The organism is Duganella sp. Dugasp56 (assembly GCF_047304105.1).
In the GTDB taxonomy this organism is placed as follows: domain Bacteria; phylum Pseudomonadota; class Gammaproteobacteria; order Burkholderiales; family Burkholderiaceae_D; genus Rugamonas; species Rugamonas hordei.
Genome location: NZ_JBGLYQ010000008.1, coordinates 1 through 12,960 on the forward strand (window position 1 = coordinate 1; position 12,960 = coordinate 12,960).

Here is a 12,960-nt window from a genome sequence, read left to right on the forward strand (position 1 = left end):
CTGCCGTAGCAGCTGCTACGGCAGAGGTCGTGTCCAATTTTCAGATCTGACCCCGGATTTCAGGCGAAGACCTTGCGCATTTTCTCGGTCACCTTGGCCTCGATCTGCGACGAGAACGCGCCGTACAGGAAGCCCAGCGCGATCTGCAACTGCGCTTCGCTCGGGCGCAGCGCCAGCGAGCCGTTGACGCCGCTGCGCTCGAAGCGCAGCACGTCGCCGTCCCAGCGGCATTCCAGTTCGAATTGTTCGGCCAGCTTGTCGGCCACCTGCTGCGCGGCCGCGCGGGCCTGCTCCGGCGCCAGGCTGTGCGCCTGGACGATGTTGATGTCGGCCATCCGGCTTCCTCTGTGAATTAAGCGAAGGCGACATGATGCCAGTTGCGCCTCAGGCGCGCCAGCCCAGCAGCGCCAGCATGGCGAAAAATCCGGCCACGTAGGCCAGCGGCACATGCCAGCCCTGGCGCAGCCAGCGCCCGACCGAGCGCGATTCCGGGTACATGCCGCTCAGCGCCACCCCGGCCGACGAGCCGAACCAGATCATCGAACCGCCGAAGCCCACCGCGTAGGCGACAAAACCCCAGTCGAAACCGCCCTGCCGCAGCGCCAGCGCCGTCAGCGGGATGTTGTCGAACACGGCCGAGACGAAACCGATGCCCAGCGCGATCGGCCACGACGCCGGCGGCAGCGCCTCGACCGGCATCATCGACGCCGACCACACCAGCGCCAGCAGGAACACGGCGCCGCGCAGCGCGCCCGGCAGCTCGCTCCAGTCGGGCCGGCGCAGCGCGGCGCTCAGCAGCAGCGCCAGCCACACCGCCGCGCCGACCAGCGGAAAGGCCGCGCCCAGCGCCGGCCAGTACAAACTCGACAACAAATTGGCGGCGATCGCCGCCAGCAGCACCAGCGCCACGATGCCCAGCCGGATCCAGTCGACGCGGACGCCCGGCGGCGCATCCTTGACGATCGGCGACCAGGCCTGCTGCTGCAGCGCGGCCGGCACCGCGCACACGGCCAGCGCCACCACCGCCGCCACGTAGGCGTGCAGCACCTGGCCCGGCGCCACGCCGGCCAGCCACATCATGGTGGTGGTGGTGTCGCCGACCACGCTGCCGGAGCCGCCGGCGTTGGAGGCGGCGACGATGGCCGCCAGGTAGCCCACGTGCACGCGGCCGCGGAACACGCCGCGCGCCACGGTGCCGCCGATGATGGCGGCGGCGATATTGTCGAGGAAGCTGGAGGTGAGGAACACCAGCACCAGCAGCATCAGCGGCCCCTTCCAGTCGTCCGGCATGTAGTGCGGCAGGACGGCGGGCACCTGGCTCCTTTCAAAATGCCTGGCCAGCAGCGCAAAACCCAGCAGCAGGCCCAGCAGGTTGGCCAGCCCCACCCACTCGCGCCCCGCGTGCGCCAGCAGGCCCGCCATGCCGGCGCCTTCGGCAAACGGCGAGAACAACACTTTATAGACGCTGATCACCAAGGCCCCGGCCAGCGCGCTCACCATGGTGCTCACGCGGCCGAACGCCACCATGCCCAGGACGGCGGCGAACAGGAAAAATTCCAGCGGCATGGCGCTCATGCACTCTCCATTACGAATTTGCTTATATGTATTGTATATAAGCGCAATTTGTGAGAAATAGCGAATTACCTTAAAATACAGTGCTTTGCTGAGGTTAGCCGGGCCATCCCACCGCCGCCGACGCTGCAGCACACCAACATTGATAGGACTGTTATGACCCACGTTGTCACCGAATCTTGCATCAGCTGCCGTTACACGGATTGCGTCGATGTTTGCCCGGTAGATTGTTTCCGCCAAGGCCCGAACTTCCTCGCCATCGATCCCGACGAGTGCATCGACTGCGCCGTCTGCGTGGCCGAATGCCCGGTCAATGCGATTTTCGCCGAGGAAGATGTGCCGGGCGACCAGCAGCAATTCATCAAAATCAACGTCGACCTGGCGCGCAACTGGCCTTCGATCACCAAGACGATCCCGCCTCTGCCGGAAGCGGATCAGTTCAAGGACGTCAAAGAAAAACTGCACCTGCTGGTACGCTAAGACCCTCCCGTCTGGCAGGCGGCACCGGGCAGCGCGTCGAGCGAGCACCAGTGTTGCCTAACCACTATTGAAATAACAGGAATCCAAGTATGAATAGCACTGTCACCCCAACTGGCGTCATCGAAGCCGATGCCGTCATCATCGGCGCCGGCCCGGTCGGCCTGTTCCAGGTCTTCGAACTGGGCCTGCTGGAAATCAAAGCCCACGTGATCGATTCGCTGGGCGCCGTGGGCGGACAGTGCGTGGAACTGTATCCGGACAAGCCGATCTACGACATCCCTGCCGTGCCGTCGTGCACCGGCCAGGAATTGACCGACAACCTGCTCAAGCAGATCGAGCCGTTCGAGCCGACCTTCCACCTGGGCCAGGAAGTGACCAAGGTCGAGCGCCGCGACGACGGCCGCTTCGACGTGGAAACCAGCGCCGGCACCCGCTTCATCACCAAGACCATCTTCATCGCCGCCGGCGTCGGCTCGTTCCAGGCGCGCACGCTGAAGGTCGACGGCATCGAAGTGTTCGAAGGCTCGCAGCTGCACTACAAGGTCAAGGATCCGGCCCAGTTCGAAGGCAAGAACCTGGTCATCTGCGGCGGCGGCGACTCCGCGCTGGACTGGGCGCTGAACTTCGTCGGCAAGGCCGAATCGGTGGTGCTGCTGCACCGCCGCGAAGACTTCCGCGCCGCGCCGGCCTCGGTGGCCAAGATGAAAGCGCTGTGCGACGACTACGAAATGCAGCTGATCATCGGCCAGGCCACCGGCCATGAAGTCGACGCCGACGGCAAGCTGTCGCAGCTGAAGGTCACCGGCGCCGACGGCGTCACCCGCCGCGTGCCGCTGGACATGCTGCTGGTGTTCTTCGGCCTGTCGCCGAAGCTGGGTCCGATCGCCGAATGGGGCCTGGACATCGAGCGCCGCCAGCTGAAGGTGCAAAACACCGAGAAGTTCGAGACCAACGTGCCGGGCATCTTCGCCGTGGGCGACATCAATACCTATCCGGGCAAGAAAAAACTGATCCTGTCGGGCTTCCACGAAGCAGCGCTGGCGGCCTTCGGCGCGGCGCCCTACATCTTCCCGGACAAGAAGATCCACATGCAATACACCACCACCTCGCCCAAGCTGCACAAGGTGCTCGGCGTGGAAACCCCGGTCTTCGATTAAGCACATTAGCAACTGTCCTACACAAAAGCAGCGGAAACGCTGCTTTTTTTATTGGTTCGGCAGTATTATTGTTTGACATGCAGCGCGTTGTGGATAACACGTACGCTTGCTCAGCGGTATTTTGGAATGCTTTACGTCACCAACAAATATTCTATAATTGGCTTATGATGTAAACATTGGTGCACCGCACCAAGTCTCGACCGGGAATACATATGCTCTACCAACTGCACGAAATGCAACGCTCATTCCTGACGCCCCTGATGCAATGGGCTGACGCGTCCTCCAAACTGTTCACCAACCCCGTCTCGCCGCTGGCCCACACGCCGTTCGCGCAACGGATCGCCGCCGGCTACGAACTGATGTACCGGCTGGGCAAGGATTACGAAAAACCGGCGTTTGAAATCGACAGTACCGACGTCAAGGGCGAGACTGTCGGCATCATCGAGCAGGTGGTCGTCAACAAGCCGTTCTGCCGCCTGATCCATTTCAAGAAGGACCTGGACGCCAAACAGACCAAGGCGCTGAACCAGCCGACCGTGCTGCTGGTGGCGCCGCTGTCCGGCCACCACTCGACGCTGCTGCGCGACACCGTGCGCGGCCTGCTGCACGAGCATGACGTCTTCATCACCGACTGGACCGACGCGCGCATGGTGCCGCTGTCGGAAGGCGCGTTCCACCTGGACGACTACGTCTTCTACGTGCAGGACTTCATCCGCGCGCTCGGCCCCGACGTGCACGTGATCTCGGTGTGCCAGCCCACCGTGCCGGTGCTGGCGGCGATCTCGCTGATGGCGACGGAAAAAGACCCCAAGCTGCCGAAGACCATGACCATGATGGGCGGCCCGATCGACCCGCGCCGTTCGCCGACGCAGGTCAACAACCTGGCCACCGAAAAGAAATTCTCGTGGTTTGAAAACACCGTGATCTACGCCGTGCCGCCGAACTACCCGGCCTTTGGCCGCAAGGTCTACCCCGGCTTCCTGCAGCACGCCGGCTTCATCGCGATGAACCCGGGCCGCCACGCGCAGAGCCACCGCGAGTTCTACATGCACCTGGTCGAAGGCGACGAGGAAACGGCGGAAAGCCACCGCAGGTTCTACGACGAATACAACGCCGTGCTGGACATGCCGGCCGAGTACTACCTGGACACCATCAAGACCGTGTTCCAGGACTTCGCGCTGCCCAAGGGGACGTGGAAGATCGGCGGCAAGCTGGTGCGTCCGCAGGACATCACCACGGTGGCGCTGTTCACCGTCGAAGGCGAGCTGGACGACATCTCCGGCGCCGGCCAGACCCAGGCCGCGCATGACCTGTGCAGCGGCATTCCGGCCGACATGCAGCAGGACTTCGTGGCGCCAGGCGCCGGCCACTACGGCATCTTCTCCGGCCGCCGCTGGCGCGAAATGGTGTGCCCGAAGATCACCGAGTTCATCAAGAAGCACGGCTGAGTCCAGCCCCTCCTCCCCGCCTCATCCTGAAGGGCCCATGTGTTGCATGGGCCCTTTATGTTTTTCACCAAGCGCATAATAATTTTTCGCAGATAGCGCTTCCAGCGGCATCGCGTAATCAGCGCGTCACACGGCATCCCTAGTCTGTAACGCTTTCTCACTGACTACGGATTTTTCGCCATGCATTTCGCCCCTACGCGCCCGCTCGTGCTGGCCTTCAGCGTCGCCCTCGCCCTGAGCGCCTGCGGTTCAAATTCCGAAGACCAGCCGCTGCTCATTCCGGCCGCGCCGGCCGACCAGGGCGCGGCGGAAGTGGTCGCCGTGCCGGCCGCCACCGCCTTTGTCGACACCGCCGCCACCAACCAGCGCGGCGACGCCCGCTACGCCACGCTGGCCACCAACGCCGGCGTGCGCGTGCTGGGCGGCTTCCTCGCGGTATGGAAACCGCTGACCGAGATCGTCGACGCCGGCGTGACCGCGCCGGCCGTGGACGGCTTCCCTGCCGTGACCGCCTCGACCTGGAGCGGCGTGCCCAACGACGGCAACCCGGACGGCACCATCGTCAACGCCGCCGTGCACGCGGCCAACATCGCCTACGTGGTCAACGCCACCGCCAACCGCAGCGCCGCGCAGGCCACGCAAGCCTACCTGGACGACCGCCGCGGCAAGGGCTACAGCGTCACCGACGGCCTGGGCCCGCTGACCGCCGCCTGGCGCGCGGCCGCGCAGCAGACCACCACCATCACCGCGGTCGCGGCCGACGCCACCAGCGTGCTGTACAACGACGGCGGCAACAACACCGGCGTGGGCGGCAGCGCCAACGCCGGCTTCGGCAGCGTGGTCGACCTGGTCAACCTGGTCGGCAACAACGCCTCGACCGAGCCGGCCAAGCGCTTCTACAAATACGCCCGCCCCTACCGCTGGAGCAGCGCCGTGCAAGTGCTGCCGGCGCTGGTGCCGGCCAAGAGCGCCACCCCGACCATCGACGGCGGCTTCACCAGCGGCCACTCGGCCGAGGCGACGCGCGACGCGGTGGCGATGGCCTACGCGCTGCCGGAGCGCTACCAGGAACTCATCAGCCGCGGCCTGGAGCTGGGCGAATCGCGCATCCTGGCCGGCATGCACTCGCCGCTGGACGTGCTGAGCGGCCGCATCCTCGGCCAGGCCAGCGCCGCCGCCAACCTGGCCGACGCCGCCAACGCGGCCAAGAAAGCCGCCGCCGTCGCGCAGGCCCACGCCACGCTGATGGCCGCCACCTCGACCACGGCCGACACCTTCGCCGCCTACGCGCAATCGGGCACCGTCGCCAGCGACCGCTTTGCCGACTACGCCGCCAACAAGGCCAACTACCTGCGCCGCAGCACCTACGGTTTCGCGCCGATCGGCGCCACCACCGCCGCAGCCACCGTGCCGAAGGGCGCGGAAGTGCTGCTGGAAACCCGCCAGCCCTACCTGAGCGACGCCCAGCGCCGCGTGGTGCTGAAGACCACGGCGCTGCCGTCCGGCTATCCGGTGATGGACGATCCCGAAGGCTGGGGCCGGTTGAACCTGTTCGCGGCGGCCGACGGCTACGGCGCCTTCAGCGGCAACGTGGTGCTGAGCATGGACGCGGCCAAGGGCGGCTTCAACGCGGCCGACCGCTGGCGCAACGACATCGGCGGCACCGGCAAGCTGGTCAAGCAAGGCAGCGGCACGCTCAAGCTGGCCGGCAACAACAGCTGGACCGGCGGCACCGAACTGACGGCCGGCGCGCTGCAGGGCGACTCGGCCACCGCCTTCGGCAGCGGCGATGTCTATGTCAGCGGCGGCACGCTGATCGCCAACGCGCCGGCGGCCCTGAAGCTGGCCGGCAAATACACGCAGCTGAGCGGCAGCACCACGCTGGAGCTGGACATCGGCGGCGGCGCGCAGGGCAGCATGACGGTGACCGGCACCGCCACCATCGCCGGCGGCACGCTGCGCGTGAAGTTCGCCAACGGCTACAAGCCCAAGGCCGGCGACAGCCTGACCGTGCTGACGGCGGGCAGCCTCAAGGGCAAGTTCGCCACCGTCACGGTGGACGGCTACGCCAACGTCACCCCGGTCTACAGCAGCACCACGCTGTCGCTGACCATCGGCGGTTAAGCCTGGCAGAGCCCGGCAAGATATCCCCAAATATATCACGACGTGATATATTTGGGTCATGACCGCCAAATCCCCTCCCGCGCTGAGCAAGTCCGACTTCGCCGCGCTCTCCGAATTCCGTTTCCAGATGCGCCGTTTCGAGCGCTTTTCCGAAGACGTGGTGCAAGCCCACGGCATCACGCCGCTGCAGTACCTGCTGCTGCTGCACATCAAGGGCTACCCGGGCCGCGACTGGGCCACCGTGGGCGAGCTGGCCGAGCGCCTGCAGGCCAAGCACCACGGCGTGGTGGCGCTGGTCTCGCGCTGCGAGGCGATGGGCCTGGTCGAGCGCCGCAACAGCGCCATCGACCGCCGCCGCGTGGAAATCCACCTGTTGCGCGAAGGCGAAACCATCCTCGCCCAGCTGGCCGAACAGCACCGCATCGAACTGCTGTCGCTGGACGGCGTCTTCACCATCCCACGACTGCGCCATGAATAAACCCTACGACTCCCGCCGCGACTTCGACGGCAACTCCCGGCTGATCCTGATCGCCAGCATCGCCGCCGTGGTCGGCGCGCTCAGCACCGTGACCGCCGACCTGCTGCTGCACGCGATCCGCTTCTTCACCAACCTGTTCTTCTTCCAGAAGCTGTCGACCAGCTTCACCTCGCCCGCCGCCAACACGCTGGGCCTGTGGGTGATCGCGGTGCCGGTGATCGGCGGCCTGGTCATCGGCCTGATCGCGCGCTACGGCTCCGAGGCGATACGCGGCCACGGCATTCCGGAAGCGATCGAGGCGATCCTGTTCAAGAGCAGCACGATGTCGCCCAAGGTGGCCGTGCTCAAGCCGCTGGCCTCGGGCATCGCCATCGGCAGCGGCGGCCCGTTCGGCGCCGAAGGCCCGATCATCATGACCGGCGGCGCGGTCGGCTCGCTGATCGCCCAGCACTTCCACCTGAGCGGCGCCGAGCGCAAGGCGCTGCTGGTGGCCGGCGCCGTGGCCGGCATGACGGCGGTGTTCGGCACGCCGATCGCCGCGCTGCTGCTGGCGGTGGAGCTGCTGCTGTTCGAACTGCGCCCGCGCAGCCTGGCGCCGGTGGCCGTGGCCTGCGCGGTGGCCGGCTTCCTGCGTCCGCTGCTGATCGAGAGCGGCCCGCTGTTCCCGCTGCATACGGCGGTGCTGCCGCCGTCGGCGCTGCTGTCCTGCCTGGTCGGCGGCCTGCTGTGCGGCGCGCTGGCCTGGGTGCTGTCGACCGCGCTGTACCGGGTCGAGGACGGCTTCCACAAGCTGCCGGTGCACTGGATGTGGTGGCCGGCCATCGGCGGGCTGGCGGTCGGCATCGGCGGCTACCTGCAGCCGCGCGCGCTGGGCGTGGGCTACGACGTGATCGCCGACCTGCTCAACAACCATCTGGCCGCCGGCGTCATCGCCAGCGTGCTGGTGGTCAAGGCCGTGATCTGGCTGCTGGCGCTGGGCTCGGGCACGTCCGGCGGCGTGCTGGCGCCGCTGCTGATGCTGGGCGCCGGCCTGGGCGCCCTGGTCGGCCCCTACCTGCCCGGCGGCGAGCCGGCCGTGTGGCCGCTGGTGTTCATGGCCGCCACCCTGGGCGGCATGATGCGCGCGCCCGTGATGGCGGTGGTGTTCGCGTTCGAGCTGACGCACGACGTCAACGCGCTGCTGCCGGTGCTGGCCACGTCGACCGTGGCCTACGCCTTCACCGTCATCACCATGCACCGCTCCATCCTGACCGAGAAGATCGCCCGCCGCGGCCACCACATCTACCGCGAATACGGCATCGATCCGATGGAGCGCCACAGCGTGGCCGAGGTGATGACGGCGACGGCAACCAGCATCGACGCGCAGGCGCTGATCGCCGACGTGCTGGCCAGCCACTTCGGCGCGGACCAGCGCCACCGCGCCTTCCCGGTGGTGCGCGACGGCGCGCTGGTGGGCATGCTGGACCGCGCCGGCATCGAAAGCAGCGCGCGCGCCGCCGGCGCCGCGCGCGTGGGCGAGCTGTTCGGCGTCAACGCGCCGATCTTCGCGCTGGCCGACGAAACCTGCCGCGCGCTGGCCACGCGGCTGGCCGTGCACCAGCTGGAGCGGCTGCCGGTGGTCAGCGACGCCCGGTCGCGCCGGCTGATCGGCATCGTCAGCCGCAGCGACTTGATCAAGCCGGCGCTGAGCCTGCACGCGGAGGAACTGGAGCGGCAGACCGTGCGCCGCGTGTGGCCGGCGAAACCGCGCGCCTGACAAGGTTTTTCGGCCCGGCCGGCGCAGATATCGGATAATGACGCTTTATTGTCAGGCTTATCGCCATCCATTCCGCCGTGCCGACCTCCAACACACTTGCCGACCGCATCGAAGACGTCCTGCCGCAGACGCAGTGCACCAAGTGCGGCTATGACGGCTGCCGTCCGTACGCCGAGGCGATCGCCGCCGGCGCGGCCGCGATCAACCAGTGCCCGCCGGGCGGCGCCGAAGGCATCGCGCGGCTGTCGTCGGTCACCGGCCACAAGATCATTCCGCTCAATCCCGTCAACGGCCTGGAGCGCCCGCGCGCGGTGGCCTACATCGACGAATCGCTGTGCATAGGCTGCACGCTGTGCATCCAGGCGTGCCCGGTGGACGCCATCGTCGGCGCCGCCAAACTGATGCACACCGTCGTGCCCGACCTGTGCACCGGCTGCGACCTGTGCGTCCATCCCTGCCCGGTCGACTGCATCGTCATGTACCCGGTCACCGAGACCACCGGCTGGGCCGCCTGGAGCCAGCCCGACGCCGACGCCGCCCGCGAACGCCACGACTTCCGCGCCTTCCGCCTGAAGCGCGAGAAGGACGAGAACGACGCCCGCCTGGCCGCCAAGGCCGAAGCCAAGATGAAGGCGGTGCAGGCGCTCGATCCGGCCGACGCCGCCGGTGAAGCCGAGAAGGAACGCAAGCGCGCCATCATCGCCGCCGCGATGGAACGCGCGCGACTCAAGAGAGAACAAGACGCTCAATGAATCCAGCCAAACGCTACGAAATGTTCGTGCGCTTCCGCGCCGCCAATCCCAAGCCTGAAACCGAACTTGAATACACCTCGCCGTTTGAATTGCTGATCGCCGTGCTGCTGTCGGCGCAGGCGACCGACGTCGGCGTCAACAAGGCCACGCGCAAGCTGTATCCGGTGGCGAACACGCCGCAGGCGATACTGGACCTGGGCGAAGAGGAACTGAAGGCCTACATCCAGACCATAGGACTGTACAAGACCAAGGCGAAGAACGTCATGGCGACGTGCCGGATGCTGGTGGAGCTGCACGGCGGCGAAGTGCCGCGCGACCGCGAGTCGCTGGAGGCGCTGCCCGGCGTGGGCCGCAAGACCGCCAACGTGGTGATGAACACGGCCTTCGGCGAACCGACGATGGCGGTGGACACGCACATCTTCCGCGTCTCCAACCGCACCGGCCTGGCGCCGGGCAAGAACGTGGAGATCGTCGAGCAGAAGCTGCTCAAGTTCGTGCCGAAGGAATTCCTGCACGACGCCCACCACTGGCTGATCCTGCACGGCCGCTACACCTGCAAGGCGCGCAAGCCCGAGTGCTGGAACTGCATGCAGCTCGACCTGTGCGACTACCGCTCGAAGACGCCGGCGCCGGACGGCGTTTAATCCGGGGTCAGATCCGACATTTGGACACGAGCTCTACCGTTGCGGTCGCAACGGTAGAGCTCGTGTCCAAATGTCGGATCTGACCCCGGATTTGCCCCGGATTAGACCAGCACCAGGTTGTCGCGGTGGATCAGTTCCTTGCCTTCGACGAAGCCGAGGATGGCTTCGATCTCGCTTGACGGCTTGCGCATGATGCGGCGCGTCTCGGCGCTGGTGTAGTTCGACAGTCCGCGCGCCACCGGCTCGCCGTTCTCGCCGATGCAGGTGATGACGGCGCCGCGGCCAAATTCCCCCTTGACTTCCACCACGCCGATCGGCAGCAGCGACTTGCCGTCCTTGGTCAGCTTCTGCACCGCGCCCGCGTCCAGCACTACCCGGCCGGCCGTGTGCAGGTGGTCGGCCATCCACTGCTTGCGCGCCGTCAGGTGGCCGGTCTGCGCCGCCAGTTCGGTGCCGATGGATTCGCCGCTGGCCAGGCGCTCCAGCACATTGTCTTCGCGGCCGTAGGCGATCACCGTGTGCGCGCCCGACTTGGCGGCGCGCTTGGCCGCCAGGATCTTGGTCAGCATGCCGCCGCGACCCAGGCTGCTGCCCGCGCCGCCGGCCATCGCCTCCAGCGCCAGGTCGCCGGCGCGGCCCTGCTGGATCAGCGTCGCCGTTGGATCCTTGCGCGGATCGGCGCTGTACAGGCCATGCTGGTCGGTCAGGATGATCAGCGCGTCGGCCTCGATCAGGTTGGCGACCAGCGCGCCCAGGGTGTCGTTGTCGCCGAACTTGATCTCGTCGGTGACGACGGTGTCGTTCTCGTTGATGATCGGCACCACGCCCAGCCGCAGCAAGGTGGTCAAGGTCGAGCGGGCGTTCAGGTAGCGTTCGCGGTCGGCCAGGTCGGCGTGCGTCAGCAGCACCTGCGCGGTGCCCAGCTGGTGCGCGCGGAAGCTGGTCTCGTAAATTTGCGCCAACCCCATCTGGCCGACGGCGGCGCAGGCCTGCAGTTCGTGGATGTCGGTCGGACGCTGCTCGAAGCCGAGGCGCAGCATGCCCTCGGCGATGGCGCCGGACGACACCAGCACCACTTCCTTGCCCAAGGCCCGCAGGCCGGCGATCTGCGCGGCCCAGCGCGCGATGGCGGCGTGATCGAGGCCGCGGCCGTCGTTGGTGACCAGCGACGAACCGACCTTGATGATGATGCGGGTGGCTTTTTGTATGACGGAATTCATAGAGACGACAATTCTCAAAACAAGCGGATGAAAGGGCTCAGTGCTGTGATTTGGCGGGCGGTTTGCCCTGCTTTGCCGCTATCGACCGCCTGCCCCGCGGTGGCGGGACGGGTGCCGAAATGGAAAGGCATAATCAGCTGATAACTGATTATGCCGGTGATACGGGGGAGACGTCGAGTATTAGTCGAGTATTTTGAAACGCGGATCGTCCGGATCGATGGACGAGATGCCGCGCGCCTCTTCCGTCATCTGGGTTTCTTCCGCGCGCTGTTCGCTGTGGCGCTTCTCTTCCAGGTGCTTTTGGATGGCGTTGACCAGTTCCTGCGTGCCGTCGTGGCTCAGCGCGGAGATCTCGAACACGGGGCCCTTGAAGCCGAACTTCTTGACGAAGTCCTTGACGCGCTTGACGCGCTCTTCTGCCGGCACCATGTCCAGCTTGTTCAACACCAGCCAGCGCGGCTTGTCGACCAGCGCCTCGTCATACTTTTTCAGCTCGTTGACCAGCGCCTTGGCTTCCTTGACCGGATCGACGTTGGTCTCGAACGGCGCCAGGTCGACGATGTGCAGCAGCAGGCCGGTGCGCTGCAGGTGGCGCAGGAACTGGTGGCCCAGGCCGGCGCCTTCGGAAGCGCCTTCGATCAAGCCGGGAATGTCGGCGATCACAAAGCTCTTCTCATGCGACACGCGGACCACGCCCAGGTTCGGGTGCAAGGTGGTGAACGGGTAGTCGGCAATTTTAGGGCGCGCGTTCGACACGGCCGAAATAAAGGTCGACTTGCCGGCGTTCGGCATGCCCAGCAGGCCGACGTCGGCCAGCACCTTCAGTTCCAGGCGGATTTCGCGGCGTTCGCCTTCCTTGCCTTCGGTCTTTTGACGCGGGGCGCGGTTGGTCGAAGTCTTGAAATGGATGTTGCCCCAACCGCCCTCGCCGCCCTTGGCCAGCAGTTCCATCTGGCCGTGTTCGGTCAGGTCGGCCAGGATTTCGCCGGAGGCGTCGTCGATGATCAGGGTGCCGACCGGCATGCGCAGGTGGATGTCGTCCGCGCCCTTGCCGTAGCAATCGGCGCCGCGGCCAGGTTCGCCGTCTTTGCCGCGGTGCATCTTGGAGAAGCGGAAATCGACCAAGGTGTTGATGTTACGGTCCGCTACGGCCCAGATCGAGCCACCCTTGCCGCCGTCGCCGCCGTCAGGGCCGCCGAACGGGCGGAATTTTTCACGGCAAAACGAGGCGCAACCATTGCCGCCGTCACCACCGATCACTTCAATTTTTGCTTCGTCGATAAACTTCATGATGTACCGCCATAAAACTAAAAAGGCTCTACCGTGGGC

General features: G+C 66.2%; 12 protein-coding genes. 8 read left to right on the forward strand and 4 right to left on the reverse strand.

The window, feature by feature from the left end:
- Nucleotides 1–59 precede the first annotated feature (59 nt).
- Nucleotides 60–335 (reverse strand): polyhydroxyalkanoic acid system family protein, encoded by a 276-nt coding sequence (locus tag ACCD07_RS07040; RefSeq protein ID WP_413446916.1) that lies wholly within the window; start codon nt 333–335, stop codon nt 60–62.
- Nucleotides 336–384: 49 nt separating this feature from the next.
- Nucleotides 385–1,575 (reverse strand): citrate transporter, encoded by a 1,191-nt coding sequence (locus ACCD07_RS07045; protein WP_413446917.1) that lies wholly within the window; start codon nt 1,573–1,575, stop codon nt 385–387.
- 153 nt (nt 1,576–1,728) lie between these two features.
- Between ACCD07_RS07045 and fdxA the strand changes: the two genes are divergently transcribed.
- The 8 genes from fdxA to nth all read left to right on the forward strand — a co-directional run bounded on the left by fdxA (nt 1,729) and on the right by nth (nt 10,411).
- Nucleotides 1,729–2,052: a ferredoxin FdxA gene (gene fdxA, locus ACCD07_RS07050; RefSeq protein WP_008445669.1), complete on the forward strand. Its 324-nt coding sequence runs from the start codon at nt 1,729–1,731 to the stop codon at nt 2,050–2,052.
- Nucleotides 2,053–2,141: 89 nt separating this feature from the next.
- On the forward strand, nt 2,142–3,209 hold the full coding sequence (locus ACCD07_RS07055; RefSeq protein ID WP_413446918.1) for an NAD(P)/FAD-dependent oxidoreductase: 1,068 nt from the start codon (nt 2,142–2,144) through the stop codon (nt 3,207–3,209).
- Nucleotides 3,210–3,421: 212 nt separating this feature from the next.
- Nucleotides 3,422–4,657 (forward strand): polyhydroxyalkanoate depolymerase, encoded by a 1,236-nt coding sequence (locus ACCD07_RS07060; RefSeq protein ID WP_353400135.1) that lies wholly within the window; start codon nt 3,422–3,424, stop codon nt 4,655–4,657.
- Between the two features lie 180 nt (nt 4,658–4,837).
- Nucleotides 4,838–6,781 (forward strand): phosphatase PAP2 family protein, encoded by a 1,944-nt coding sequence (locus ACCD07_RS07065; RefSeq protein WP_413446919.1) that lies wholly within the window; start codon nt 4,838–4,840, stop codon nt 6,779–6,781.
- Nucleotides 6,782–6,839: 58 nt separating this feature from the next.
- A complete protein-coding gene (locus ACCD07_RS07070) occupies nt 6,840–7,259 on the forward strand; it encodes a MarR family winged helix-turn-helix transcriptional regulator (protein ID WP_176654512.1) in 420 nt (139 codons plus the stop codon).
- Entirely contained in the window at nt 7,252–9,015 is a 1,764-nt protein-coding gene (locus ACCD07_RS07075; RefSeq protein ID WP_413446920.1) for a chloride channel protein, read from the forward strand. The genes ACCD07_RS07070 and ACCD07_RS07075 overlap by 8 nt, the downstream gene beginning before the upstream one ends.
- A gap of 77 nt (nt 9,016–9,092) precedes the next feature.
- On the forward strand, nt 9,093–9,767 hold the full coding sequence (gene rsxB, locus ACCD07_RS07080; protein WP_413446921.1) for an electron transport complex subunit RsxB: 675 nt from the start codon (nt 9,093–9,095) through the stop codon (nt 9,765–9,767).
- Nucleotides 9,764–10,411, forward strand: coding sequence for an endonuclease III (gene nth / locus ACCD07_RS07085; protein WP_353400127.1), 648 nt, complete (start codon nt 9,764–9,766; stop codon nt 10,409–10,411). Before rsxB ends, nth begins: the two co-directional genes overlap by 4 nt.
- Nucleotides 10,412–10,512: 101 nt before the next feature.
- Here nth and proB read toward each other — a convergent pair whose 3' ends face one another.
- Both proB and obgE read right to left on the reverse strand, forming a co-directional pair.
- Nucleotides 10,513–11,631, reverse strand: a complete 1,119-nt coding sequence (gene proB, locus ACCD07_RS07090; protein ID WP_176654516.1) for a glutamate 5-kinase — start codon at nt 11,629–11,631, stop codon at nt 10,513–10,515.
- A 180-nt stretch (nt 11,632–11,811) separates the two neighbouring features.
- Complete coding sequence (obgE, locus tag ACCD07_RS07095) at nt 11,812–12,921, reverse strand: GTPase ObgE (protein ID WP_176654517.1); 1,110 nt, start codon at nt 12,919–12,921, stop codon at nt 11,812–11,814.
- Between the last annotated feature and the right edge of the window lie 39 nt (nt 12,922–12,960).